Origin of the sequence: Microlunatus sp. GCM10028923 (assembly GCF_042666975.1) — a bacterium.
Taxonomy (GTDB): domain Bacteria; phylum Actinomycetota; class Actinomycetes; order Propionibacteriales; family Propionibacteriaceae; genus Microlunatus.
Window position 1 is genome coordinate 125,474 of the sequence record NZ_JBHTFF010000003.1, and the last position, 25,725, is coordinate 151,198.

General features: G+C 69.9%; 23 protein-coding genes. 15 read left to right on the forward strand and 8 right to left on the reverse strand.

The genetic code is table 11. From position 1 onward, the window contains the following. Nucleotides 1–7 precede the first annotated feature (7 nt). The 4 genes from ACFQU4_RS07815 (at nucleotide 8) to ACFQU4_RS07830 (ending at nucleotide 4,836) form a co-directional block, all read left to right on the forward strand. On the forward strand, nucleotides 8–1,012 hold the full coding sequence (locus ACFQU4_RS07815; protein ID WP_377489162.1) for a LacI family DNA-binding transcriptional regulator: 1,005 nt from the start codon (nucleotides 8–10) through the stop codon (nucleotides 1,010–1,012). Between the two features lie 229 nt (nucleotides 1,013–1,241). Beyond that, entirely contained in the window at nucleotides 1,242–2,228 is a 987-nt protein-coding gene (locus ACFQU4_RS07820; protein ID WP_377489166.1) for an ABC transporter permease, read from the forward strand. Beyond that, on the forward strand, nucleotides 2,225–3,184 hold the full coding sequence (locus tag ACFQU4_RS07825; protein WP_377489169.1) for a carbohydrate ABC transporter permease: 960 nt from the start codon (nucleotides 2,225–2,227) through the stop codon (nucleotides 3,182–3,184). The genes ACFQU4_RS07820 and ACFQU4_RS07825 overlap by 4 nt, the downstream gene beginning before the upstream one ends. 26 nt (nucleotides 3,185–3,210) lie before the next feature. Next, the gene (locus ACFQU4_RS07830) at nucleotides 3,211–4,836 is read left to right on the forward strand and encodes an ABC transporter substrate-binding protein (protein WP_377489172.1); all 1,626 of its coding nucleotides are present in this window, start codon (nucleotides 3,211–3,213) and stop codon (nucleotides 4,834–4,836) included. A gap of 12 nt (nucleotides 4,837–4,848) precedes the next feature. On the opposite strand, the gene ACFQU4_RS07835 is transcribed toward ACFQU4_RS07830, so the two are convergent. Further along, nucleotides 4,849–5,106, reverse strand: coding sequence for a hypothetical protein (locus ACFQU4_RS07835; protein WP_377489175.1), 258 nt, complete (start codon nucleotides 5,104–5,106; stop codon nucleotides 4,849–4,851). A gap of 300 nt (nucleotides 5,107–5,406) precedes the next feature. Here ACFQU4_RS07835 and ACFQU4_RS07840 point away from each other — a divergent pair, with 300 nt between their 5' ends. Then, on the forward strand, nucleotides 5,407–8,283 hold the full coding sequence (locus tag ACFQU4_RS07840) for a DUF2961 domain-containing protein (protein WP_377489178.1): 2,877 nt from the start codon (nucleotides 5,407–5,409) through the stop codon (nucleotides 8,281–8,283). Nucleotides 8,284–8,292: 9 nt separating this feature from the next. Here ACFQU4_RS07840 and ACFQU4_RS07845 read toward each other — a convergent pair whose 3' ends face one another. From ACFQU4_RS07845 to ACFQU4_RS07860, 4 genes are read right to left on the reverse strand one after another with little or no spacing between them, the layout of a single operon-like run. Beyond that, nucleotides 8,293–9,222: an ABC transporter substrate-binding protein gene (locus ACFQU4_RS07845; protein WP_377489181.1), complete on the reverse strand. Its 930-nt coding sequence runs from the start codon at nucleotides 9,220–9,222 to the stop codon at nucleotides 8,293–8,295. Beyond that, entirely contained in the window at nucleotides 9,219–9,938 is a 720-nt protein-coding gene (locus tag ACFQU4_RS07850) for an ABC transporter permease (RefSeq protein WP_377489184.1), read from the reverse strand. Before ACFQU4_RS07850 ends, ACFQU4_RS07845 begins: the two co-directional genes overlap by 4 nt. Beyond that, nucleotides 9,935–10,609 carry an ABC transporter permease gene (locus tag ACFQU4_RS07855; protein WP_377489187.1) on the reverse strand — a complete coding sequence of 225 codons (675 nt, stop codon included), beginning with the start codon at nucleotides 10,607–10,609 and terminating at the stop codon, nucleotides 9,935–9,937. The genes ACFQU4_RS07850 and ACFQU4_RS07855 overlap by 4 nt, the downstream gene beginning before the upstream one ends. After that, nucleotides 10,606–11,679, reverse strand: coding sequence for an ABC transporter ATP-binding protein (locus tag ACFQU4_RS07860; protein ID WP_377489191.1), 1,074 nt, complete (start codon nucleotides 11,677–11,679; stop codon nucleotides 10,606–10,608). Before ACFQU4_RS07860 ends, ACFQU4_RS07855 begins: the two co-directional genes overlap by 4 nt. A gap of 340 nt (nucleotides 11,680–12,019) precedes the next feature. Between ACFQU4_RS07860 and groL the strand changes: the two genes are divergently transcribed. Then, nucleotides 12,020–13,651, forward strand: a complete 1,632-nt coding sequence (groL, locus tag ACFQU4_RS07865) for a chaperonin GroEL (RefSeq protein WP_377489194.1) — start codon at nucleotides 12,020–12,022, stop codon at nucleotides 13,649–13,651. Nucleotides 13,652–13,695: 44 nt separating this feature from the next. Here groL and ACFQU4_RS07870 read toward each other — a convergent pair whose 3' ends face one another. Genes ACFQU4_RS07870 through ACFQU4_RS07880 form a run of 3 tightly spaced genes read right to left on the reverse strand, consistent with a single transcriptional unit; the run spans nucleotide 13,696 to nucleotide 17,612 of the window. Further along, entirely contained in the window at nucleotides 13,696–14,100 is a 405-nt protein-coding gene (locus ACFQU4_RS07870) for a hypothetical protein (protein ID WP_377489197.1), read from the reverse strand. Nucleotides 14,101–14,160: 60 nt separating this feature from the next. Then, entirely contained in the window at nucleotides 14,161–15,975 is a 1,815-nt protein-coding gene (locus tag ACFQU4_RS07875) for a hypothetical protein (RefSeq protein ID WP_377489200.1), read from the reverse strand. 2 nt (nucleotides 15,976–15,977) lie between these two features. Next, a complete protein-coding gene (locus tag ACFQU4_RS07880; RefSeq protein WP_377489203.1) occupies nucleotides 15,978–17,612 on the reverse strand; it encodes an extracellular solute-binding protein in 1,635 nt (544 codons plus the stop codon). Between the two features lie 180 nt (nucleotides 17,613–17,792). On the opposite strand from ACFQU4_RS07880, the gene ACFQU4_RS07885 reads away from it, so the two are divergent. The 9 genes from ACFQU4_RS07885 (at nucleotide 17,793) to ACFQU4_RS07925 (ending at nucleotide 25,676) form a co-directional block, all read left to right on the forward strand. Then, nucleotides 17,793–18,851: a LacI family DNA-binding transcriptional regulator gene (locus tag ACFQU4_RS07885; protein WP_377489206.1), complete on the forward strand. Its 1,059-nt coding sequence runs from the start codon at nucleotides 17,793–17,795 to the stop codon at nucleotides 18,849–18,851. Nucleotides 18,852–18,867: 16 nt separating this feature from the next. Next, nucleotides 18,868–19,689 carry an HAD-IIA family hydrolase gene (locus tag ACFQU4_RS07890; RefSeq protein WP_377489209.1) on the forward strand — a complete coding sequence of 274 codons (822 nt, stop codon included), beginning with the start codon at nucleotides 18,868–18,870 and terminating at the stop codon, nucleotides 19,687–19,689. A 186-nt stretch (nucleotides 19,690–19,875) separates the two neighbouring features. Then, nucleotides 19,876–20,769 carry an NAD(P)-dependent oxidoreductase gene (locus ACFQU4_RS07895; RefSeq protein WP_377489212.1) on the forward strand — a complete coding sequence of 298 codons (894 nt, stop codon included), beginning with the start codon at nucleotides 19,876–19,878 and terminating at the stop codon, nucleotides 20,767–20,769. A gap of 2 nt (nucleotides 20,770–20,771) precedes the next feature. Beyond that, complete coding sequence (locus ACFQU4_RS07900) at nucleotides 20,772–21,962, forward strand: cytochrome P450 (protein ID WP_377489215.1); 1,191 nt, start codon at nucleotides 20,772–20,774, stop codon at nucleotides 21,960–21,962. Nucleotides 21,963–21,985: 23 nt separating this feature from the next. Further along, nucleotides 21,986–22,546 (forward strand): GNAT family N-acetyltransferase, encoded by a 561-nt coding sequence (locus ACFQU4_RS07905; protein ID WP_377489218.1) that lies wholly within the window; start codon nucleotides 21,986–21,988, stop codon nucleotides 22,544–22,546. A 61-nt stretch (nucleotides 22,547–22,607) separates the two neighbouring features. Next, the gene (locus ACFQU4_RS07910) at nucleotides 22,608–23,789 is read left to right on the forward strand and encodes a dipeptidase (protein ID WP_377489221.1); all 1,182 of its coding nucleotides are present in this window, start codon (nucleotides 22,608–22,610) and stop codon (nucleotides 23,787–23,789) included. Further along, on the forward strand, nucleotides 23,786–24,496 hold the full coding sequence (locus tag ACFQU4_RS07915) for a copper homeostasis protein CutC (RefSeq protein ID WP_377489224.1): 711 nt from the start codon (nucleotides 23,786–23,788) through the stop codon (nucleotides 24,494–24,496). Before ACFQU4_RS07910 ends, ACFQU4_RS07915 begins: the two co-directional genes overlap by 4 nt. Further along, on the forward strand, nucleotides 24,493–24,753 hold the full coding sequence (locus tag ACFQU4_RS07920) for a DUF4031 domain-containing protein (protein ID WP_377489227.1): 261 nt from the start codon (nucleotides 24,493–24,495) through the stop codon (nucleotides 24,751–24,753). The genes ACFQU4_RS07915 and ACFQU4_RS07920 overlap by 4 nt, the downstream gene beginning before the upstream one ends. Further along, the gene (locus ACFQU4_RS07925) at nucleotides 24,750–25,676 is read left to right on the forward strand and encodes an LD-carboxypeptidase (RefSeq protein WP_377489230.1); all 927 of its coding nucleotides are present in this window, start codon (nucleotides 24,750–24,752) and stop codon (nucleotides 25,674–25,676) included. The genes ACFQU4_RS07920 and ACFQU4_RS07925 overlap by 4 nt, the downstream gene beginning before the upstream one ends. Nucleotides 25,677–25,725: the final 49 nt, after the last annotated feature.

Sequence of the window (25,725 nt, forward strand, 5' to 3'; positions counted from 1 at the left end):
TCGCGCCATGGCACGTCTGGTCGATGTCGCCGCGGCCGCCGGAGTGTCGGTCGGGCTGGTCTCGCGGGTGCTCAACGACGACCCGGCGACCCGGGCGACCGAGGAGACCCGGCAGCGGATCCAGCGCGCGGCCGACCGACTCGGCTACCGGCCCAACCACGCGGCCAGGGCGCTCCGGTCGGCGCGGACGTACACGATCGGGCTGGTGGTGCCGGACCTGACCAACGCCCTGTTCGCCGAGCTGATGCGGGGCGTGGAGCAGGCGTCGGCCCGGCTCGGCTACACGGTGCTGCTCGGCCGGTCCGAGGCGTTGACCGATCAGGCCCGGATCTCCCGGCTGCTCGACGACGGCCGGGTCGACGGGTTCCTGCTGCAGGGCCGCGATGCCGACACCACCGAGTCGCTGGCCGCGATCGCCGGCACCGCCCCGGTGGTCGTGATCAACTCCCGGATGCGGCGACGCCGGGGGAGCGTGATGCTCGATGATCAAGCCGCCGGCCGCATCGCCACCGAGTACCTGATCGGGCGCGGGCATCGCCGGATCGGCCTGCTGAACGGGCCGCGGTCGCTGCTCACCGCCCGGCTCCGGGCCGACGGCTTCCGGGCCGCGCTGCGTGCCGCCGACCTGCCCGTGATTCCGAAGTTGATCACCTGGTACGGCTACACGGTGCCGGATGCCACGCCGGCGCTGGAGTCGATCATGAACACGCCGAATCCGCCGGCCGCCGTCGTGGTGGGCAACGTGAACGCCGCGATGGGCGTGCTCACCGAGGCTCGCCGGCTCGGCCTGTCCGTCCCGGGCGACCTTTCGGTGATCGCGATCCACGACGCCTGGACGGCCGATCACACCTGGCCGCCGCTGACCACGGTGAAACTGCCGCTGGACCGCCTCGGCGAGCAGGCGGTCGAGGCCCTGCACCAGCGGCTCGAGGGCCGGCCAGGGCAGGACCAACTCGTCGACGACGTGGCGCCGGAAGTGATCGAACGGGAGTCGGTCGCCGACCTCGGCTGAGCCACCCGGCCGACCCCACGCGTACCACCTCACCAACTTTCCTGGCACTACCCGCGCGTTATATCTGACGGGAAGCGACAGTTTTTCACGGGACGTGAAAAACTGCGCGATCCCGTCCGCGGCCGGAATGCATAGAGTCGCTCACTCGCCTATCTATGCTATCGTTCCCTTCAGCGGTTGAACAAACGTTTGTTCATAGCCCGCCAGTTCGCAGGAGGCAGGGAGGCACATGCGAAACGTGGCAGCGGCGCGCCACCCGGCAGCCCGGCCGGAGACCCCATCGGCACGGCGATCGAGCTCGAGCACCGGGACCTCCCGGTGGCGGAAGGCGCTGCGCCGGCACTGGCAGCTCTACCTGTTGGTGATCATTCCGCTGCTGTACTTCCTGATCTTCAAGTACGTCCCGATGGCCAACAACGTGATCGCGTTCAAGAACTACAGCGTGGTCAAGGGCATCTGGGGCAGTCCCTGGGTCGGCACCCGGCACTTCGAGGCCTTCTTCCGGAACCCGGTCTTCTGGACGTTGATCAAGAACACGCTGATCCTGTCCGGCTACGCCGTGCTGGCCAGCTTCCCGTTGCCGATCATGCTCGCAGTGATGCTGAACGAGGTGCGGACCCGCTGGTTCCGGCGGACCGTCCAGTTGGTCACCTACGCTCCGTACTTCATCTCCACCGTCGTCGTGGTGTCGATGATCATCCTGATCCTGGCGCCGCGGCTCGGCCTGGTGTCACGGGCCTTCGGCTTCTTCGGGGTGGAGGCGCCCGAGTTGCTGGGCGATCCGACCTATTTCCGGCACGTCTACGTCTGGTCCGACGTCTGGCAGACCACCGGCTACGCCGCGGTGATCTATCTCGCGGCGCTGTCGGCGGTGGACCCGGCGCTCTACGAGGCGGCCAAGGTGGACGGCGCCTCGCGACTGCGCCGGATCTGGCACGTCGACATCCCCGGCATCCTGCCCACGGCCATGATCATCCTGATCCTGAGCGTCGGCAACATCATGGCGGTCGGCTTCGAGAAGGTGTTCCTGCTGCAGAACCCGATCAACCTGATGAACTCCGAGGTGATCGCGACCTACGTCTACAAGACCGGTCTGCTCAACGCCGACTTCGGCATCGCGACGGCGGTGGGTCTGCTCAACTCCGTGGTCAATCTGGTCCTGCTGCTCGCGGTCAACGTCGCGGCGCGGCGGCTCAGCGGAAGCGGCCTGTGGTGACGGCCACGCAACGGGCCGCACCGCCCGCTCCCGCGACCACCGGCCGGGCCGGGGCGCATCGCCCGCTGCGTCCGACCCGGATCAAGGACACCCGGGTCGACCGCTGGTTCATGGCGGCGGTCTACCTGCTGCTGACCGTCGGCGTGATCGTGGTCCTGGTGCCGTTGGTCCACATTGTCGCCAGTTCCTTCTCCAGTCCGGCCGCGGTCTCGTCCGGGCACGTGCTGCTCTGGCCGGTCGACTTCTCGCTGCGCGGGTACGAGGCGGTGCTGAGCAACCCGCAGATCCTCACCGGCTATGGAAACTCGTTGTTCTACACCGTGGCCGGCACCCTGATCAGCACCGCGTTGACGATCGCCATCGCCTATCCGCTCTCCCGGGCGGGCTTCCGCGGCCGCCACGTGATCATGACCCTGGTGTTGATCACCATGCTGTTCAGCGGAGGTCTGATCCCGACCTACCTGGTGGTCCAGCAACTGGGCCTGCTGGACACCCGCTGGGCGCTGCTGCTGCCGAACGCGATCGCCGTCTGGCAGGTGATCATCGCCCGGACCTACTTCCGTTCCGCCATCCCCGACGAGCTGGCCGAGGCCGCCGAGCTCGACGGCTGCAGCGACCTCCGCTTCCTCTGGTCGGTGGTGCTGCCGCTGTCGAAACCCATGATCGCGGTGATCGCCCTGATGTACGCGATCGGTCAGTGGAACGCGTACTTCGACGCGTTGATCTATCTCAAGGACAGCAGCCTGCAGCCGTTGCAGCTGGTGTTGCGCAACATCCTCATCCTCAACAACCCGGCCGCCACCACCGATGTCGCGATGCAGGCCGACCGGAAGCAACTGTCGGACCTGCTGAAGTACTCGCTCATCGTGGTCGCCAGCGTGCCGGTCCTGGTGATCTATCCGTTCGTGGCCCGCTACTTCACCAAGGGCGTGCTGATCGGCGCGATCAAGGGCTGACCCACAGAATCTGCAAAGGAGCACTCATGTCACGCAATCGTGTCGCCGGCGCCATCGGTCTGCTGCTGGCCGCGAGCCTCTCCCTGGCGGCCTGCACCGAGGCCGCACCGCCGGAGGACGAGAATCCCGGCGGCCCGGTCCAACTGTCGGTCTTCGCTCCCCAGGGGGCCACCACCAATCTGGCCGAGAACGCCTTCAGCAAGCAGATGGCGGAGAAGTTCGGGATCGAGTTCAGCTGGGAGACCACCACCTGGGACGCCGGCGCCGCCGCCGAGAAGCGGCAGATCTCGCTGGCCAGTGGCGACTATCCCGACTTGTTCCTGTTGATCCCGTGGGTGGACCAGTTCAAGCCGACCGAGCTGATGAAGCTCGGCCAGCAGGGCGTCGCGATGCCGCTCAACGATTTGATCAAGGAACATGCGCCGAACATCCAGGCCGAGCTCGACGCCAATCCGGACTACCGGGCGATGTCGACCGCGCCGGACGGCAACATCTACGGGCTGGGTCAGTGGATCGACTGCTACCACTGCAGCTATCCCGGCAAGCTCTGGCTGAACACCGACTGGCTGGAGAAGCTGAACCTGGAGCGCCCGACCTCCACCGAGGAGCTTCGTACCGTCCTGCAGGCCTTCAAGACCAAGGATCCCAACGGGAACGGGAAGGCCGACGAGGTTCCGCTCTCCTCCGCGGTCGGTTCGGACATCCTGCCCTACTTCATGGGTTCCTTCATCGCCGGCGTCAACAACAAGAGCACCGTCGTGCTGAAGGACGGCCAGGTCGACATCCAGGCGGACAAGGAAGGCTGGCGTGAGGGGCTGCGCTATCTGCATCAGCTGATGGAGGAGGGCCTGATCGACAAGGGTGCGCTGAGCCAGAACCAGGAGGCCCTGCAGAAGCTGGCCGACAATCCGGGCGACGTGATCCTGGGCGGCGTGCCCACCCTGCATCCCCGGTTCTTCGTCACCCTGGAGCAGAAGGACAAGCGCGATGCCGGCTACAACCCGATCCCGCCGCTGAAGGGTCCGCAGGGCCTGGCCTACGCCTCGTACGCCGTCAGCTCGACGCCGGGCGCCACCTTCGTGCTGACCAACAAGGCGAGCGAGCGCGACAAGATCGCCGCGATCAAGATGCTCGACTACCTCTTCACCGATCAGGGCGAGACCGAGGGCGTGTTCGGCGTCGAGGGCAAGGACTGGGAGAAGCCCGGTTCCGGTGACAAGCCTTTGGTGGAAGGCGTTCCGGCCCTCTACAAGGTGCTGCAGACGCCGGAGAACACGGCCTGGCAGCCGCTGGCGCAGTACCGCAACACCCGTGAGTACCGCGGCGGACAGGTGGTGCCGGACGACATCTACTCGACGGCCGGGTACGAACGCCGGCTGCAGGAGGCCACCAAGCTGTACGAGGGATCCGAGGACCGCTCGCTGATCTTCCCCTTCCACAGCGTGTGGGTCGCACCGGAGAACGCCAGCGAGCTGGCCACCCTGCAGACGAACATCGAGAGCTACATCGCCCAGAGCTCGGTCGAGTTCATGACCGGGTCGAAGAACCTGGACACCGACTGGGACTCCTACGTCGCGGGCTTCGAGGGAATGGGCCTGCCCCGCTACAAGGAGTTGTTGCAGACCAGTTACCGGGACTCTGCTCCGCGGTGATTTCCCGAAAGATCAGTAGGCGGTGAAATAATAGCCCCACTGTCCGTTGTACGAGCGCCATTGGCAGCCCTGGGTCACGGTCTGCCCGTTCTCGTGGGCGGCCTCGACATCGATCCAGCATTGCGTGGAGTCCTGATAGGGGCCGTACACGGCCGTGACGCCGGCACTCGCACTGGTCGCTGTTCCGGCGCTGAAAGCCAGTACGGCAAGGGATGCGACGACTCCGTGCGCGATGATCTTCCTCGTCGAGGGCCTGACAGTTCGCTTCATGAATTCCCGCCTTTCCGCAGTGAATGAATGATCGAGATCCATTGTTGGCCGGCCCGTGGAGAAAGGGCAATTCCGGCCAAGTGAATATCTGGTGTCCGGAGAGTGTGGAAAGCGAAGTGGTCTAAGGGAATTGAATGCGCACCGGAATTCCTGGCGGTTAGAATTCGATTCTTTGTCCGGAGTTCGAGGTCCCGGTCCGCGAGCCGGGCCGGGACCGGGCGGGGCGGCCGGTCCTTGACAGGGGGCCCGGCCATGCGGTTGCATCGCTCGAAATCGATTACACGGCCAGGAGGCAGTTCGATGCCGAACTCCACTCGCGGGCTCCGCCGGCTCACGTACGTCCTCGTTCTGATGCTCGTCATCGGTACGGCAACGCCTGCGGCGGCGACCCCACCGACCACGACCAAGGCCGCCGAAGCCACCCGGCACGGCACGGTCGGCTGGGACACCTTCCGCCGGCTGGACCGGCTGGCCGAGATCGGCCGGGACGCGAAGGCGCTGCAGTTCTCCAGCTTCGACCGCGGCGACGGCAACAACGACGGCTTCGAGGGCACCTACTCGTGCCTGGCCGAGTCCGACGCCGGCTGCGTGATCGCCGACCACACCGGCGCCGGGGAGATCACCTCGATCTGGTTCACCCGGGACGGCGGCGATGTCAGCAAGACGGGCAAGATCACGATCGAGCTGGACGGCAAGACGGTCGTCGACGCACCGCTGCAGGATCTGGTCGACGGGAAGCTGGGCGCGCCGTTCACGTACCCGCTGGTCGCCAACGCCGATCAGAGCTCCGGCGGCGTCTACGTCAAGGTGCCGATGCCGTACCGCAGCCGGATGAAGATCACCACCCAGCACAACCCGTACTTCCACCACGTGAACTACCGCACCTTCGCTGATCCGGAGGGCATCGCGACGTTCGACCCGGCCGACCAGGCGCTCGACGTGATCGAGACACTGCGCGCCGCCGGCACCGCGGATCCCAAGCCGGAGCAACCGAATCCGCGGACCGTCGACCAGATCACCAAGATCGCGCCGGGCGCGTCGGCGGTGCTGGCCGAGTCCGGCACCGCGGGAGCGCTGACCGGGATCAAGATCAAACTCCCGCAGCTCGCCGTGACCCCGGTCGACCGCACCCGGACCGCGCCGAAGAAGCCGTCGCCGTCCGGGCTCGACCCGCGGAAGGCGCGGTGGATCCGGCCCGACCTGCGGACCGCGGCCGCCACCGAGGAGACCCGGCTGTCCGACGAGATCCTGGCCAAGACCCGGCTCAAGATCACGTTCGACGGCGACGAGACCGTGGACGTGCCGCTCGGCGAGTTCTTCGGCAGCGGGCTCGGGCTCTACCCGGTGAAGTCGCTGATGTTCGGCATGGACGTCAAGACCCGGACGCTGACGGCCTGGTGGCTGATGCCGTACGCCGGCAGCGCGCGGGTCGAGCTCTACAACGGCACCGGCACCGAGCTCCGCGGCGCCACCTCGTCGGTCGCGATCTCGGACAACCCGTCCTGGGCCGAGCAACTGGCCGACGGGACGGTGGGGCACTTCCGGGCCACCGCGAACCGGGAGCACACCGCCTTCGGCCTTGATCATCTCTTCCTGGAGACGTCCGGGACCGGTCGCGTGGTCGGCGTCGCGCAGACCGTCGAGGGGCTGATCCCGACCGGCAACCAGCGCAACTACCTGGAGGGCGACGAGCGGCTCTTCGTCGACGGTTCGGCGAGCCCGGACCAGCACGGCACCGGCACCGAGGACTTCTACGAGGGCGGCTGGTACTTCAACCGCGGCACCTTCAGCGCGCCGCTGACCGGCAACCCGTCGCACGAGCTGGCCGGCGGCGGCTGCGAGTTCGACTGCACCGGGCTGTACCGGCTGCTGCTGGCCGACGGGATCGACTTCGAGAGCAAGATCAGGTTCGGCATCGAGCACGGGCCGGGCAACGACGCCGACGCGATCGAGGGCTCCACGACCTTCTGGTACGGAAGCCCGGACCGGACCCTGGAGTGGACGGACAGCCTGGACATCGGCGACAGCACCAGCGAGTCCGAGCACGGCTACTCCGCGCCCGCGCCCGGCGAGGTGATCACCGCGACCAGCCGGTACGAGGGGATCGACGGGCCCGCCGAGCCGATCACACTGGACGGCCGGGCCGCGGCGGACCAGGTCAGCTTCACGCTGGCCGTGGCCGAGGACAACCGCGGGGTGCTGCTGCGCCGGCTGTCCGACCAGGCGGTGCCGTACCAGGCGGCGAAGGTGACCGTCGACGGGAAGGACGCCGGGGTCTGGCGGCAGCCGCTGGGCAACGAGACCCGGCGCTGGCTCGACGACGGCTACCCGCTGCCGGCCGCCCTGACCGCCGGCAAGAAGGCGATCACGGTGACGCTGGACCCGGCCGACGGCGGGAAGTGGCACGCCGCCGCCTATCAGGCCCTGTCCCGGCGGCCGGCCGCGCCGGACACCGAGGACCCGGGTGCGGTGGCCGGGCTGGCCGCCGACGCCGGCGAGTCGACGGCGATCACGCTGTCCTGGACGGCGGCGACCGATGACGACTACGCGCCGCGGTACGAGGTGCACGCCTCGACCACGGCCGGCTTCACCCCGTCCGACGACACGCTGGTCGGCGTTTCCCGGGGACCGGGCTACGTGCACGCCGAGCTCGACGTCCGGCAGACCTGGCACTACCGGGTCCGGGCCGTCGACGCCGCCGGGCACGCCGGCCCGTACTCGGACGAGGTGAGCGCGACGACCGGCGACACGCTCCGGATCGAGGCCGAGTCACTGTTCGCCGACGCCACCGCGACCGCGCCGCTGCAGGTGCAGGGCAACTGCTGCGGTGTCGCCTGGTCCGGCGGCGCGCAACTCTGGTTCACCCCGACCTCGGCCGACCAGACCGTGACCCTGACCTTCGAGCTGGCCACCGCCGGGAGCTACACCCTGACCGGCGCCCAGACGTTGGCCGGCGACTACGGCATCAACGAGTTGATCTTGGACGGCGAGCGGCTCGGCGAACCGTTCGACGCCTACAACTCACCGGAGGTCAAGATCAGCGACCCGATCGCGTACGGCAGCCGGGAACTCGCCGCCGGGAAGCACACCCTGGTGCTCCACGTGACCGGCAAGAACCCGGACTCGACCAGCTACATGGCGGGCCTGGACTACCTGCAGCTGGAGCTCGCCGACTGACGCGGTCGATCAGGCGAGGCCCTTCTCCTTCAGCCAGTCGCCGGCGGCCTGGCCCGGATCGTCGTGGTCGGTGTCGACCCGCTTGATCATCGCGGTCAGGTCCTCGGTGGTCAGCGCGGCCTGGACGGCGTCCAGGGCCGCCTTGGCCTCGGCGTTGCCGGCCACGGCGTCGGTGACCAGCGGGACGACGTTCTGCGGCAGGATCATCGACTCGGGGTCGGCCAGCTGGACGTACCCGTTCTCGGTGATCACGGACTCGGTGGTGAAGAACGTGGCGACCTGGATCTTGTTGTCGTTCAGGTCACGGGCCTTCACGGCCGGGGCGTCGTACGGCTTGAACTCCTTGAACTTCGCCCCGTAGATCTTCTCCAGGCCCTCCGGCCCGTACGCCCGGGTGGCCAGCTCCGACGGGCCGCCCAGCACGGCGCCAGCGGAGATCTTCTTCAGGTCGGCCAGCGAGGCCAGGCCGTTCTCGTCGGCGTACGCCTTGGTCACCACGTAGACGTCCTGATCGGCGGCGGCCGACGGGGTGAACAGCTTGAACCCTTCGGGCAGGGCCTCGGTCAGCGCCTGCTCGACCTCCTCCGCCGTCTTCGCCTTGGTGTCCTTGTCGTAGTTGATCAACAGGTTGCCGGTGTATTCGGGCACGACCGAGATCGTCCCCTCCTCCAGCGCCTTGAGGTACACCTCGCGGCTGCCGATGTTGAGCTTGGCCGACGCGTTCAGTCCCTTCGCCTTCAGCGCCTGGGCGTACAGCTCACCGAGCACCTGCGACCCGGTGAAGTTCGCCGAGCCGACCACGATCGGCGTCTGGTCCTGACTCCCCGACGCCGACGGCGCCGCGGACTGGTTGCCCAGGGGATCGCTGCCGCCGGCACAGCCCGCGACGGCCAACAGGAGCGCCGCGGCGATGGTTGCGGTCAGGTGTTTGATCTTCATGTCACAGCCTCGGATCGATTCGATGGTGAAACAGTTTCTTCATTCCGTACGACACGGTCAGCCGCACGTCGAGCACGGGAGTTGCGGCCGATCAGCCAGCCCACCCCACCCAGCAACAGGTCGAGGACGATCGCCATTCCCGCGATCAGCACGGCGCCGGCGAACATCTGCGGATAGTCGTTGTTGCGCTGCCCGCTGATCAGCAGCTGGCCCAGGCCGCCGCCGGCCGCGAACGCGGCGACGGTGGCGGTCGCGACCACCTGCAGGGTGGCGCTGCGCAGGCCGGAGACGACCAGCGGCAGCGCCAGCGGCCATTCCACCTGGGCGACGATCTGGCCCTCGGTCATCCCGATCGCCCGGGCCGCGTGCACCGCCTCCCGGTCGGCGCCGCCGATGCCGGCCGCGGTCGCGGTCAGGATCGCCGGCAGCGCCAGCACGGCCAGCACCGGGACGATCTTCTCCGTTCCGGTGCCGAGCAGGACGACGACCAGCACCAGCAGGCCGAGGGTAGGGACGGCCCGGGCCGCGTTGCTGGTCCCGATCACCAGGAACGAGCCGCGGCCGGTGTGGCCGATCAGGATGCCGAGCGGGATCGCGATCACCGCGCCGAGCAGGACGGCGGCCGCCGTGTACCACAGGTGCTGCAGCAGCAGGTCGACGATCTTGCCGGCGCCGGGCCAGTTGGCCGGATCGAGGAGGTAGGAGAACAGGTTCATGCGAGCCTCCTGCCGCGCGCCCAGGGCAGCGTCTGGCGCTTGATCAACAGGATCAGCGCGTCCGCGATCAGGGCCAGGATCAGGCTGAGCGCCAGGCCGACGACGATCGGGGTCAGGAAGGACGAGTTCAGGCCGCGGTCGAAGAGCTGGCCCAGCGCACCGCCGCCGACCACGGCGGCGACGCTGACCATTGCGATGTTGGACACCGTGACCACGCGCAGTCCGGCGAAGATCACCGGCAGCGCCAGCGGGAGTTCGATCACCAGCAGCCGGCGGAACCAGCCGTACCCGATCGCCGAGGCGGCCTGCTTCACGGTGCCGGGCACCGAGCGCAGCCCGTCGACGACGTTGCGGACCAGCAGCGCGATCGAATAGATGGCCAGCGCGACGGCGACGTTGACCGGGCTCAGGATCGAGGTCCCGATCATGGCCGGCAGCGCGACGAACAGGGCCAGCGAGGGCACCGAGTAGACCACCCCGAGCACCGCCAGCAACCCGTTGGCGGCCCGGCCGGTGAGGAAGATCAGATAGCCCAGCGGGACCGAGATGATCACCGCGATCAGGACCGGGATGATCGACAGCGCGATGTGCTCCAGCAGCAGGGACCCGATCTCCATGCCGTCGGTCCAGTTGCGGCCGACCCAGCCCCAGTCGAACGAGACGTCGATCATTCCGGGACCGCCCCGGCCGGCTCCGGCGGCTCCCGTACGGCCTCGGTGGCACGGTGGTCGGCGACCTGGGCGAGGATCGCCGACGGCGCGACGACGCCGGCGAACCGGCCCTCGGAGACGGCCACCGCGACCGAAGCCGGCGAGGCCAGCGCGGCGTCCAGCGCCACTCGCATGGTGTCCGTCGCCGGGTCGAACGTCCCGCCGAGCGGCACCACCCCGTCGTCCTCGCGGAAGCCCACCCAGCCGGTCGGCCGGTCGTCCTCGAACACCAGCCGGCCCGGGCCCGCTTCGCGCGCGTCGGTCAGCGGCAGCCGGTCGGCCGGCAGGAAGGACAGCGACCGGTAGCCGCGGTCCTTGCCGACGAAGCCCTCGACGAACGCGTCGGCCGGCTGTTCCAGCAGTTCCTGGGGCGTGCCGGCCTGGGCCAGCACGCCGCCGACCCGGAGGATCGCGACCTGGTCGCCCAGCGCGATCGCCTCGTCGATGTCGTGGGTGATCATGATGATGGTCTTGCTCAGCCGGCGCTGCAGGCCGAGGAACAGTTCGTGCAGTTCGGCCCGGACCACCGGGTCGACGGCGGAGAACGGCTCGTCCATCAGCATCACCAGCGGGTCCGCCGCCAGGGCCCGGGCGACGCCGACCCGCTGCTGCTGGCCGCCGGACAGTTGGCCGGGGAACCGCCGGGCCAGGGCCGGGTCGAGCCCGACCGCCTCCAGCAGTTCCATCGAACGCTGCCGGGCCTTCGTCTTGGGCCAGCCGAGCAGCCCCGGCACGGTGCCGATGTTGTCCAGGACGGTCCGGTGCGGGAACAGGCCGCCGCTCTGGATCACGTACCCCATCTGGCGGCGGAGGGTCGTCACCGGGCGGGCCGACAGCGGCTCGCCGTCCCAGGTGATCCGGCCCTCCGTCGGCTCGAGCATCCGGTTGACCATCCGGAGCGTGGTCGTCTTGCCGCAGCCGGACGGGCCGACGATCACCGTGATCCGGTCGGACGGGACGACCAGGCTGAGGTCGGAGACCGCCGTGGTGCCGTCGGGGTAGGTCTTGGTGACGGACTCGAACTCGATCATCGGGCTCCGTTTCCAGGGGTCTGGTTGCCGAGTGCTGCCCTGCCTCGCTTGGTCTTCACACGACCCTATCCACCGTGACTGACAACGGCGACGGGCTCGCCCGGTGGTCACCGGACCGTAAGGGTCGGTCGTGCTCGGAACCGGGCCGGATTGTTTGCACTCTCACCGGGGGAGTGCTAAACATTGAACTGGCACTCTCGGACCGAGAGTGCTACTCAACCATCGGTGAGATCTCAGCCGAGGTCGTCCGTCGCGGGCATCGCTGGGTGGGTAGGCCATTTTCGTCAACCGTCGGCGGTGGGATCCACCGCCAGCAACGCGGGAGGACTCGCGGAGAACTATGCCCAAACTCATTCAATTCAACACCGAGGCGCGACGGGGCCTCGAGCGAGGGATGAACATCCTCGCCGACGCCGTCAAGGTGACGCTTGGTCCCAAGGGACGCAACGTCGTACTCGAGAAGAAGTGGGGCGCCCCCACCATCACCAACGATGGTGTGAGCATCGCCAAGGAGATCGAGCTCGAGGACCCGTACGAGAAGATCGGTGCCGAGCTCGTCAAAGAGGTCGCCAAGAAGACCGACGACGTCGCGGGTGACGGCACCACCACCGCCACCGTCCTGGCCCAGGCCCTGGTCCGTGAGGGCCTGCGCAACGTGGCCGCCGGCGCCAACCCGATCGCGCTGAAGCGCGGCATCGAGGCGGCCGTCGAGGCGATCATCGCCGAACTGGCCAAGGTCGCCAAGCCGGTCGAGACCAAGGAGCAGATCGCCGCCACCGCCTCCGTGTCGGCCGGCGACCCCTCCGTGGGCGAGATCATCGCCGAGGCGATGGACAAGGTCGGCAAGGAAGGTGTCATCACTGTCGACGAGTCCAACACCTTCGGCCTGGAGCTCGAGCTGACCGAGGGCATGCGGTTCGACAAGGGCTACATCTCCGGCTACTTCGTGACCGACACGGAGCGGATGGAGACCGTCCTCGACGATCCGTACGTTCTGATCGTCAACTCGAAGATCTCCAACCTGAAGGACCTGCTGCCGCTGCTGGAGAAGGTCATGCAGTCCGGCAAGCCGCTCCTGGTGATCGCGGAGGACGTCGAGGGTGAGGCCCTGGCCGCCCTGATCGTCAACAAGATCCGTGGCGTCTTCAAGTCCGCTGCCGTCAAGGCTCCGGGCTTCGGCGACCGTCGCAAGGCCATGCTGACCGACATCGCCATCCTCACCGGTGGCCAGGTCGTCAGCGAAGAGGTCGGCCTCAAGCTCGACGCGGTGGATCTCGACCTGCTCGGCCGGGCTCGCCAGGTCGTCATCACCAAGGACGAGACCACGATCATCGAGGGTGCCGGCGAGAGCGAGCAGATCGCCGGCCGGGTCGCCCAGATCCGTGCCGAGATCGAGAACTCGGACTCCGACTACGACCGCGAGAAGCTGCAGGAGCGGCTGGCCAAGCTGGCCGGTGGCGTTGCGGTGATCAAGGTCGGCGCGGCCACCGAGGTCGAGCTCAAGGAGCGCAAGCACCGGATCGAGGACGCCGTTCGCAACGCGAAGGCTGCCGTCGAGGAGGGCATCGTCGCCGGTGGCGGCGTCGCCCTGCTGCAGGCCGCCAAGTCCGCGTCGGTGGACCTCGAGGGTGACGAGGCGATCGGCGCGGCCAGCGTCTTCGCCGCCGCTTCGGCTCCGCTGAAGCAGATCGCCATCAACGCCGGCCTCGAGGGCGGCGTCGTGGCGGAGAAGGTCGGCGGTCTCCCCGCCGGTCACGGCCTGAACGCGGCCACCGGCGTGTACGAGGATCTGCTCGCCGCTGGTGTCCCCGACCCGGCCAAGGTGACCCGGTCCGCGCTGCAGAACGCGGCGTCGATCGCGGCCCTGTTCCTGACCACCGAAGCGGTCATCGCCGACAAGCCGGAGAAGGCCGCTCCGGCCCCGGCTGGTGGCGACGGCGGCATGGGTGGCATGGGCGGCATGGACTTCTGAGTCCCCGCCTGTAGGACAAGGAAAGGGGCGGTGGCCCGGACTTCTCAGCGGTCCGGGGCGCCGCCCCTTTTCCCTGCCCGGATGAAGTCGGGCAGCGCGGCGAGCTGGGCGGCGGCGAGCACCACGGCGGTGCCGAGGTAGAACAGTCCGATCGGCGGTTCGACCCAGATCGGGCAGACGGCGAACACAGCCACGCTGACCCAGGTCACGGCCCAGGCCCAGAACCGCCGGCTCCGGTACGGCAGCAGCAGAATGATCAAGGTCTCGACGTTGAGGCCCGCGAACACCGCGAACATCAGCCGGTCGGTGTCGTTGTCGGAGAAGGTCGCGATGCCGGCCACGTGGTTGACCGCGTACCCGGCGGTGAGCACCACCAGCACGACCCAGGCGATCCGCGCCACCGGGCGGCTCGGCCCGGCGGGCGTGGCGATCTCGGCTTGCTCGGACATGGCGCGCCTCCGGCTTCAGTGTAGGAACGCGCGCCCGGACTGTCCGGAGAACAGCGAAGATCAGCGGGCGAGCGGCGGCGCCTCGACCTCGACGTCGTCGACCAGGCCGCGGTAGGCGGCGAGGTGCTGCTCCGCGGTCCCGATCCGGGCCGGTGCGGACAGCTCCAGCCGGTTGCCGTCGGGGGTGGTCCAGCGGGCGGTCAGGACGGCTCCGTCGACGGCGACCTCGACCGGCCCGGTGGACCCGGCCGGGGCGTCCGACTCGATCATGCTGAACGAGCCGACCAGGTAGCCGCCGTCGACCTGGTTCATGATCAACTCGCGCTCGGCCGGGCCGGGCAGCAGCTCGACGGACGCGTCGATCCGATCTTCCGCCGGTTCGATCCGGGCCTGCGGGCGGAGGTCGCCGAACCGGGCCGCGGCGACGGCGATCCGGAGCCGGACCGGACCGGCGTCGAGCTCGACCGGGCCCGGGAGCAAGGTCCGCGGCCCGCGCACCGCGGCGTCCGGGTCCCGGACCTCGAAGATCAACTTCAGTGATCGCGCGGTGAACGGCTGGCCGGCTTCGATCTTGTGCAGGCCGATGTGCTCGTCGCCGCCGGGGGAGATGAAGCCGACCGCCCAGAGCACGTGCCCGGCGACCTGGACCGAACTGAACACGGCCGAGGAGAAGTCGTGATCGTCCTTGCAGAACCGCAGCCGGACGTGCCGGTTCTGCTGCCAGAGCCGGTCGTCGGTGCCGGCCCAGTAGCCGAGCAGCGGCCTGCGCTGCAGCCAGAACTCCGAGGTGTTCGCGGTGCCGAGGGTGGCCCGCGGCGTGCGCCAGGTGGTGCCCTGGACCGGGTGCCGGCGGCCGGCCGCGGTGGTGTGGCTGAACCGTTCCCGGAGCTGCCCGGTGGGCGAGTCGACCAGCGCGTCGATCACGTACTCGGGCGCGGCGACGTCGAGGATCGCCGGCACCACCAGCGACAGCGACGGCTTCCGCAGCGGTACGTCGTCGAACGGCGCCTCCCGGCCGGCCGCCTTGGCGAGCAGCGCCAGGACGGAGCCGACGTCGGCAAGATCATCGCCGTAGCTGCGCGCCATCGGTCCGCTCAGCTGGCCGGTCGGACGGTGCCAGCGCTGGATGAAGTGCCGCCAGAGCCGTTCGGCGATCCAGTCGGCGCCCTCGACCGCGGCCGGTGCCTCGACGTGCTGGCGGATCGCGATGATCGCCTCCAGCGTGATCGCCCAGTAGCCGGGGCTGTTGTACTCGGCGAAGCTGCCGGCATCGCGGATCTGATCACGCAGCCGGCCGACCCGTTCGAGCGCGTACCCGGTGAGTTGTTGATCATGGAGCAGCTGCCCGGCGGCCAGCGTGACGAAGGTGCCCTTGGCGGCGATGTTGGTGTAGCCCATCGTCACGTTGCGCCGGACGATCGACCGGGCGGCGTGTCGCAGCGCCGTCTCCACCCGGCCCCGGCACTCGGGACTCAGCGCGGCAGCATGCCGGAACAGGATGAACGCAAGATCACGACCGAGGAAGTCGGCCCAGTTCCAGTCCGGCGGCGCCATCTCCGCCAGCGACTCCTCGGCGTAGTAGCTCCAGATGCCGTACGTCGGCGACGCGTCCTCGGTGTCCTGCGCGGCGAGGACCCGGTCCAGCACGACCTCGGCCCGGGCCGGTTCGCCGGTCTCCAGCAGGGTCAGCGCGTACAGCACGCTCTCCCGGTGCGGATGCCGGGTGCCGGTCCAGATCCTGGTGTGGATCGGGTTGTAGGCGCTCGGCTCGGCGATCAGGCCGGCTGCCGGGTCCCAGGCGGCGTCGCCGGACTGCCGGGCCAGCGTGATCAGCCGGCGGTCGAAGTCGGTGGTCGTCGGTTTCGGCTGGTGCATGATCAACCGGCGGCGTCGATCGCCGCCTGCAGTTCCTCTCTGATCTTGTCGCCGCCGCCGGACCGCCAGCGGTCGACCGTGCCGGCCCAGTCCGAGACGGGCTTGCGGCCGTAGACGATATCGGACTCGATGCCCTCGATCATGGTCGCCAGCGTCGGCCCGCTCCGGGAGCCGGTCTCGGTGTAGTAGGTCTGGGCCAGGTCGGAGCTGGCGTACTCGACGAACTTCTGCTGGCTGGCGTGCGCCTTCTCCGCGTACCCGGCGACGCTCGGGCCGAACAGCACCGGCGGCGGTGCGGACAGGTAGCCGGCACCGAGGCCGAGCTCGCCGGCGTGGTCGGGCAGCGCGATCGGGTCTCGGCCCTCAAGCCGGTAGTGGCGGTCCCGGATGCCGCGCGAGACGAAGAGGTTCTCCTCGGAGCCGAACGGCGAGGCGAGGTAGTTGGCGATCTTGAGGATCGTCTCGATCCGCGGCTCGGCGGACTTCGGGATGACGGTCAGGTTGTTGTTCGGCGGGCCCATCCAGGTGGTCGGCGTTCCGCCGTCGAAGCCGGTCATCGGCAGCACGTCGATCGCCTCGGCCGGCACCCCGAAGTTCTGCACCAGTGACGGCCAGGCGCTGTAGGTGCCCAGGTAGAAGACGCTCCGGCCGGCGCCGAACCACTGCTGTTGCTGCGAGGGCGGGGCACCGGCGAGGTCGGGGTTGAGCAGCCCCTCGGCCTGCAGCCGGCGGACCGCCTCCAGCGCCTCGGTCTGCCGCTCGTCCTCGAGCTGGTGGGTGAGTCCGCCGTCGGCCTGCTGCCAGCCGTTCGGGATGCCCAGCATCTGCCGGACGAACCCCAGCGGATTGGAGCCGAAGCCCCAGCGGCCCTGCTTCGGGTCGGTGACCGACTTGGCCCGCTGGTAGAGGTCCTCGAAGCTGCCGATCTCGGCGTCCAGCCCGGCCGCCTCGAGCAGGTCGGCGCGGTAGTAGAGCACCATCGAGGAGATGATGCCGCGGCTGATCGGCAGCGCCAGCAGCTTCCCGTTGAACACCGCCGCCTCCCAGAACTTGGTCGGCAGGTTGGCCAGCGCGGGGTAGGCGGCGATCTTGTCGCCGGCCAGGTGCGGCGTGAGGTCGATCATCTTGGCCTCGAGGAACCGGGCCAGCGACGGGATCGAGTTGTTCACCTGCATCAGGTCCGGGAAGTCGTTCCCGGCCGCCATGGTGGCGATCTTGGAATTGAAGTCGTTGCCGGCGTTGACCAGCTGCATCTTCAGCTCGGAGCCGAGCCGCCGGTTCAGCTCCTGCCAGTACGGGTTCTGGCCGACCGCCGGCGGCAGCGCGGCGTTCAGCTGGGCCAAGCCGGTGATCGGCTGCCCGTCGCCCGGGGCACCGTCGGTGGCCGGCTTCACCTCGGCCGGATAGTGCAGGTACGCGTCGAGCACGCCCTGGTCGGTCCCGGGCAGGTCCGGCTTGGCGCTGCCCTGGAACGGCAGGTAGTCGGGCAGGGCGGCGGCCTTGGCGACCGGGTCGTTCGCCTGCTCCGCGGTACGGGGAGCGGTGGTGCACCCGGCCAGTCCGACACCGGCCGTGGCGACCGCCGCCGCCGAGAGTCCGGTGCGGAGCAGGGTCCGGCGCGACAGTGAGCGGGTCATGATCGACATCTCCTCGAATGGGACGGCGCTTGCCCAACTCGGCCAATGAGCCGGGATTCTCTGCCCAGATCCGTCCTGGATCCGATGGGAACGCGCTTGCCGAGAGGCTATGCTGACGCCCAGATTCGTGTCAAGGTTGGGCAGCACGGCAGACGAAACGGACCTCGGAACGGGGCGGACATGGCGGTTGATCACCCGGGCCGGCCCCGGCTGGAGGACGTGGCCAGGGCGGCCGGCGTCTCGGCGTCGACCGCGTCGCGGGTGTTGAACGGCAGCCCGCGCAAGGTCGCCGAGGAGTTCCGGGTCCGGGTGCTCGACGCCGCCGAGCGGGTCGGCTACACGACCAACCTGGCCGCGCAGGCGACCGCCCGCGGGCACTACCCGGCGATCGGGCTGGTGGTCGGCGACATCCGGGACCAGTTCTTCGCCCGGGTCACGTCGGGCGTGGTCGCCGAGGCCGGCCGGCGCGGCCTGGTGGTGAACCTGCTGTCCACCCACGGCGACGACGAGCGGGAGCGGCGGCTGGTGCACGACCTGCGCCGGCAGCGCCCGCAGGCGCTGATCCTGGTCCGCAAGACCGACGACACGGCCCGGGCCGGCTCCAGCCTGATGCAGGAGTTGCGCAGCTTCGAGGCCGAGGGTGGCCGGGTGGTGGTGGTCGGCGAGTCGCCGCACCCGCTCACGGCGGTCCGGCCGCCCGACTTCGACGGCGCCCGGGCGCTCGCGGTCCGGCTGGTCGAGCTGGGCTATCGCTCCTTCGCGGCGATCGTGCTGGAGCCGCGGATCCGGTCCACCCGGGACAGGCTGGACGGCTTCCGGGCCGGGCTGTCCGCGGCCGGGATCGCGCTGCCGGACAGCCGGGTGCACCCGGCCCCCGCGACGACCGTCGCGGCCGGGGTGGCCGCGGCCAAGGCCTATCTGGACTCCGGAGATCGGGCCGAGTTGATCTTCGCCGGCGAGGACGTGATCGGGATCGGGACGATCATCGGCCTCGAGCGGGCCGGGCTGCGGGTGCCGGCCGACATCGCCGTCGCCGGGTACGGCGGCCGGGCGCTGGACCATCTCGACCAGGAGGGCCGCGGCCTGACCTCGGTCCGGTCGCCGCTGGAGGAGATGGGGGAGGCGAGCGTACGGCTGGCCACCGAGCCCTGGCCGGACGACGAGGCGCTGGCCGAGGAGACGGCGATCGAACCGGAGGTGCAGGTCCGGGACACGACCCCGCCGCTCGCCGGGCCGTGACGTTACGGTGGGCGGCATGGAAGACGCCGCCCCGGTCGCCTGCTGGCTCACCGACATGGACGGAGTGCTGGTCCACGAACAGCGCGCCATCCCGGGAGCGAGCGAGTTCATCGCCGCGCTGCGGCACCTCGAGCGCCGCTTCCTGGTGCTGACCAACAATTCGATCTTCACCCCGCGCGACCTGCGGGCCCGGCTGCTGGCCGGCGGGATCGACCTGCCGGAGGACAACATCTGGACCTCCGCGCTGGCCACAGCCCAGTTCCTGGCCGAGCAGAGCCCGGGCGGCTCCGCGTACGTGATCGGCGAGGCCGGCCTGACCACGGCGCTGCACAACGCCGGCTTCGTCCAGACCGAGCAGGATCCCGACTACGTGGTGCTCGGCGAGACGCGGACGTACTCCTTCGAGGCGATCACCAAGGCGATCCGGCTGATCGAGCGGGGCGCCCGGTTCATCGCTACCAACCCGGACGCGACCGGTCCATCCCGGGAGGGCTCACTGCCGGCCACCGGCTCGGTCGCCGCCCTGATCACGCGGGCCACCGGGGTCGAGCCGTACTACGTCGGGAAGCCGAACCCGCTGATGATGCGGTCCGCGCTGAACCGGATCGAGGCCCACTCCGAGTCGACGGTGATGATCGGCGACCGGATGGACACCGACGTGATCGCCGGGATCGAGGCGGGGCTGCGCACGGTGCTGGTGCTGACCGGTTCGACCCGGTCGGAGCAGGTGGACCGCTTCCCGTACCGGCCGACCAGGGTGGTCGACTCGATCGCCGACGTCGTCGACCTCGTCGAGCGCCTGCTGCCCCCGGAGGACGCCGAACTCTCCGCGGACTGACCCTCCCCGCGTCCGCCGACCACAGGGTGCGGTTGTCGACAAACCCACGCCGTGGGAGGGATCTGACGTCGGAAAGTCGACAAACCCGCGGCTGGGCCCGGGAGGAACGGCGGACGGGTTCGTTGACATGGAATGTCTTGGTTGGGATATTCGGCGTGGAACTGTGTTCCACGCGGAGGGGTGACCATGGGGCGGCTCGGAGTGCTGGCCGATCTGCTCGACGCGCTGCCCTCGCTCGCCGGTGAGCTGGAGCGGTCCGGGCAGTCCTGGGCCGCCGTCGAGATCGACGACCCCGGCCCGCACCCGGTGGACGTGATGATCATCGGCGGGCACCGGTTCGGCGCCGACCGGCTGGACCGTTGCCCCGACCTGAGGCTGCTGGTCCGGGCCGGCATCGGGCTCGACCTGATCGATCTCGATCATGCGACCGGGCGCGGTGTCCGGGTCGTCAACACGCCCGGCTACGGCACCGAGGAGGTCGCCGACCACACCCTGTTGCTGCTGCTGGCCACGGTCCGGCGGCTGCCGTACTTCGTCGGGCAGGCCGCCGCCGACTGGCGCGGCACCGACTGCTCGGGGGTACGCCGACTGCGCGGCTCGACTCTCGGGGTGATCGGTCTCGGTGCCATCGGCGGCGCCGTCGCGGACCGGGCCGAGGCCTTCGGGATGCGGATCGTCTACACCGACCCGTACGTCGAATCCCCTTCGCCGCAACGGATCCGGGTCGAACTGCCGGAGTTGCTGGCGACCAGCGACGTGATCACCTTGCACGCACCGCTGACCGCGGAGACCCGGCGGCTGCTCGACCCGGCCGCGTTCGCGCGGCTGGGCCGCCGGCCGGTGATCATCAACACCGCCCGCGGCGGACTGATCGACTCGGCGGCGCTGCTCGCCGCGCTGGCCGACGGCACGATCACCGGGGCCGGCCTGGACGTCACCGACGGCGAACCGGAACCGCCGCGGGCGCTGCTCGATCACCCGGCGGTGATCGTCACCCCGCACGTCGCCTGGTATTCCGATGCCTCGCGCCACGACATGGCCCGGCTCGCGGTCGCCGCCGCGACGGCCAAGGAGAGTTGATCATGGACGAGACGCTGCCGTTGTTCCCGCTGGCCCGGCGGTCTGCCTTCGACCCGCCGGCCGAGTACAGCGCCGAGCAGAAGGTGCGCAAGGTCCGGCTCTACGACGGCCGGACGGCCTGGCTGGTGGTCGGCTACGACGAGGTGCGCGAGGTGCTGTCGCACCCGGCCGTGAGCGCGGACCGGCGGCGGGAGGCGTTCCCGTTCTCCAGTGCGAGCCGGGAGGCGCTGGAACGGGCCGACCCGTCCTTCGTCACCTTCGACGGTCCCGATCATGCCCGGATCCGGCGCGTGTTCACCCGCTACTTCGCGGTCCGCCGGATCCAGGCGATGCGCCCGGTCGTCCGCGGCATCGTGGACGACCTGATCGACGACCTGCAGGCGGCCGGCCCGCCGGCCGACTTCGTCCGGGACTTCGCGGCCGAGGTACCGGCCCGTACCATCTGTCACTTCCTCGGCCTGCCGCTGGAGGAGCGGGGGATCTTCCAGGAACTGGACGCCCGGCGCAACCTGCTGGCCACGGCGCCCGGCGACGTCCGGAACGCCACCGGACTGATGCTGGACCTGACCAACCGCTTGATCGAGAGCAAGCGCAGCGACCCGGGCGACGACCTGGTGTCCGAACTGGTGCACGGTGAGGCCGCCGACGTGCTGACGCCGGAGGAGCTGCTGCACGCGCTCCGGCTGGTGATCACCGCGGGGCACGAGACGACGTCGAACATGATCAGCCTCGGCCTGGTCACCCTGCTCCGGCACCTCGACCAGTGGCAGGAGTTGATCATGGAGCCGGCGCTGGTGCCGACGGCGGTCGAGGAACTGCTCCGGTACGTCAGCATCTTCCACATCTCGCCGACCCGGCTGGCCGTCGAGTCGTTCCAGCTCGGCGACACCTTGATCGAGGCCGGCGACGGCCTGATCCCGGTCAGCGCGGGCGCCAATCGGGACCCGGACGCGTTCGAGGACCCGGACCGGTTCGACCTCCGCCGCGGCACCCGGCATCACGTCGCGTTCGGCCACGGGATCCACCACTGCCTGGGCCAGTCGCTGGCCCGGCTGGAACTGGTCGTGGTGCTGGAACAGTTGATCAGCCGACTGCCCGGACTCCGGCTCGCGGTGGCGCCGGAGGATCTGCGGGTCAGCGAATATTCCTTCCTGAAGCTGGACGCACTTCCGGTTACTTGGAGCACGACCTGACGGCGATCTCTAGGCTGAAGGCCGTGCCCGAGGTCTTCGACTTCACGACCTTCCCGACGCTGACCAGCGACCGGCTGGTGCTGCGGGCGCCGGAGCCGGACGATGCAGCTGACCTGTTGGTCTGGCGCAGTGATCCGGTGGTCCAGCGCTACAACTCCGCGCCGATGCAGGAGGTGGCCGAGGCCGCGGCCCTGATCGCCGACCTGCGCCGCGAGTACGCGGACCGGCGGGCGATCCACTGGCTGGTCACGCTCCGCGGCGAGGACCGTCCGGTCGGGCTGTTCGGGTTCGGCGGCTGGGAACGGTGGCACCGGCGCGCGGACGTCGGCTACGACCTGCGCCGGGACCACTGGGGCCGCGGGATCGCCACCGAGGCGCTCGGCCTGCTGCTGCGGTTCGGCTTCGACCGGATGGACCTCAACCGGGTCGAGGCCCAGACCATCGCGGACAACCACGAGTCGGTACGGCTGCTGGAGCGGCTCGGGTTCCGCCGCGACGGGCTGCGCCGTTCGTACTCGCTCGAGGACGACGGGACCTTTCACGACGGGGCGATCTACGGCCTGCTCCGACATGAGTACCGGTGAGATCGGTGGACCGGGCTCAGCCCGTTACAGTGAAGCGACGTGACGGAAGGGTGAGGCAGGCGTGAACACAGCGGGGACTCCGTCGACCTTGGTGGTGGACGGGCACAACGATCTGGTCTGGGAAATGCGGAAGCGGGCGTACGACTTCGACCGGGTCGACGTCGCGATCGACCAGCCGGAGCTGCAGACCGACCTGCCGCGGCTGCGGCGCGGAGCGGTCGGCGGCCAGTTCTGGTCGGTCTACGTGCCGAGCACCTTGGGCGTCGGCGAGGCGGTGCCCGCGACGCTGGAGCAGATCGACGGGGCGCACGCCATGATCGAGCGCTATCCGGATGATCTCGTCCTGGTCACCAGCGCGGCCGAGCTGGATGCGGCGCTGACCGACGGGACCCGGATCGCCAGCCTGCTCGGCGCCGAGGGCGGCCACTCGATCGACAACTCGCTCGGCGTGCTGCGCTGCCTCTACCGGCTCGGCGTGCGGTACCTGACGCTGACCCACAACGACAACACCGACTGGGCCGACTCGGCCACCGACGAGCCGAAGGCGGGCGGGCTGACCGAGTTCGGCCGCGAGGTGGTCCGGGAGATGAACCGGCTCGGGATGTTGGTCGACCTGTCCCACGTGGCGCCGGCGACGATGCACGCGGCCCTGGACGTGACGGCGGCGCCGGTGATCTTCTCGCACTCCTCCTCCCGCGCCGTCTGCGACCACCCGCGGAACGTGCCGGACGACGTGCTGGTCCGGCTGGCCGAGAACGACGGCACCTGCATGATCACGTTCGTGCCCCCGTTCGTCAGCCCGGAGGTCCGGGCCTGGACCCTCGCGCTCGACGAGCGCGTCGCGGCCGCCGGGATCGCCGACGACGACCGGGAGGCCAGGGCCGAGTTGAGCAAGGAGATCGGCCCGGTGCCGGCCGCGGACCTGGCCGACGTGGTGGCCCACTGCGAGCACGTACGCGAGGTGGCCGGGATCGACCACGTCGGGCTCGGCGGCGACTTCGACGGGATCACCACGGTGCCGACCGGGCTGGAGGACGTGTCCTGCTACCCGGCCCTGCTGGCGGCGCTCGCCGAGCGGGGCTGGACCAGCGACGACCTGGCCAAGCTCGGTCACCGCAACGTGGTCCGCAGCTTCGCCGGGGCCGAGGCCGTGGCCGCCGAACTGCAGCAGAAGTCCGGGCCGTCGCTGGCCCGGATCGCCGACCTGGACGGGCCGAGCAGCACGGACGGGACGCCCGAGTGAGCGGTCTGCTCGAGGTCATCGCGCTGCACGTCGCGGACGCGAAGCGGGCCACCGAGGGCGGTGCCGACCGGATCGAACTGGTCGGCACGATGGCCGACGACGGCCTGTCGCCGGAGCCGACGCTGGTCGGCCAGGTGCTCCGGGCGACCACGCTGCCGGTCCGGGTGATGCTGCGGCTGCGCGGCGGGTTCGCCACCGACGCCGCCGAGATCGTACGGCTCAAGGAGTTGCTCCGCACCTATCGCGACCTCGGCGCGGACGGGGTCGTGGTCGGCTTCCTGAACCCCGACACCGACGTCGACCTGCCGGTGATGCGGGAGGTGCTCGGCGAGATCGACTTCGGCTGGACCTTCCACCGCGCGATCGACTCCTGCATCTGGACCGACCGGGCCTGGCGGGCCCTGCGCGAGCTGCCCCGGCTGGACCAGGTGCTCACCGCCGGCTCGGCGCGCACGGTGGCCGAAGGACTGGACGAACTGGTCGCGCGGGCCGGCCAGGACCCCTTCGCCCGGAAGATGATCATGGCCGGCGGCGGGCTGCAGGCCGAGCACGTACCGTGGCTGGCCCGGGCCGGGGTGAGGGCGTTCCACGTCGGCTCCTCGGTGCGGCCGACCGGGTCCTGGAAGGCCTACATCGACGCCGAACTGGTCGCCACCTGGCGGCGGCTGGTCGACGACGCGACCAACCGGTCACCGCAGCGATCATGATCTACATCGATCCGCCCGAATGGCCCGGCCACGGCCGGCTCTGGTCGCACCTGATCAGCGACGAGTCGTACGAAGAGCTGCACGCGTTCGCGGAACGGGTCGGCATCCCGCGGCAGGCCTTCGAGCGTGATCACTACGACGTGATCGCCGAGCGGTACCCGGCGGTGATCGAGGCCGGCGCCGAGCCGGTGAGCACCCGGCGGATCGTCGAACTGCTCCAGCGATCCGGGCTGCGCCGAAGGAAGGGAACGGAATGAACCAGGTGTTGGTACCCCAGCGCCGTTGGCCCGAGCCGCTGCGGCCGGGCTCGGTGGTCGCGGTGATCGCTCCGGCCGGGCCGCTGCGGGCCGAGCGGCTGCAGCGCGGCGTGGACCTGTTGCGGGACTGGGACCTGGAGCCGCGGCTCGGTCCGAACACGTCGACCGTCCATGATCAACTCAGCTACCTGTCGGCGGGCGATAAGGAGCGGGCCGAGGAACTGACCGCGGCCTGGGCCGACCCGGAAGTGGCCGCGGTCTGGGCCGGCCGCGGCGGGTACGGGGCGCAGCGGATGATCGACCTGATCGACTTCGACGCGCTCCGGGCCGCCGGACCGAAGCACTTCCTGGGCTTCTCCGACATCACCGCCCTGCACGCCCGGATCGGCCGCGAACTCGACCAGGTCACGCTGCACTCGCCGGCCGTCGCCGCCGCCGTGGCCCAACTGGACGACCGGCCGTCGGTGGACCAGCTGCGCCGGATGATCTTCGAACGCCCGGCGCCCGGCGCCGAGCTCGGCACCGGCACGACCCTGGTGCCCGGCACCGGACACGGCCGGCTGATCGGCGGCAACCTGTCCCTGGTCGCCAGCGGGATCGGCGTCGACCCGGCGCCCGACCGGCCGAGCATCCTCTTCCTCGAGGACGTCGACGAGGAGGGCTACCGGGTGGACCGGATGCTCACCCACCTGGCCCGCTCCGGCTGGCTGGCCGAGGTCACCGGCGTCGTGATCGGCCAGTTCACCGACACGGACAACGAAGATCAACTGCTGCGGGTGTTCGCCGACCGGCTCGGCGGGCTCGGTGTCCCGGTGATCACCGGCGTCGAGGCCGGCCACGCCGCCCGGAACCTGACCCTGCCGCTGGGCGCCGACGTCACGCTGACCGCCGAACCGGGCCGGGCGTCGCTGGCGCTGGCCTAGCCAACCCGAGCGTTCGGCTGTGCCCGGACGCGGACGGCCTTAGCCTTCG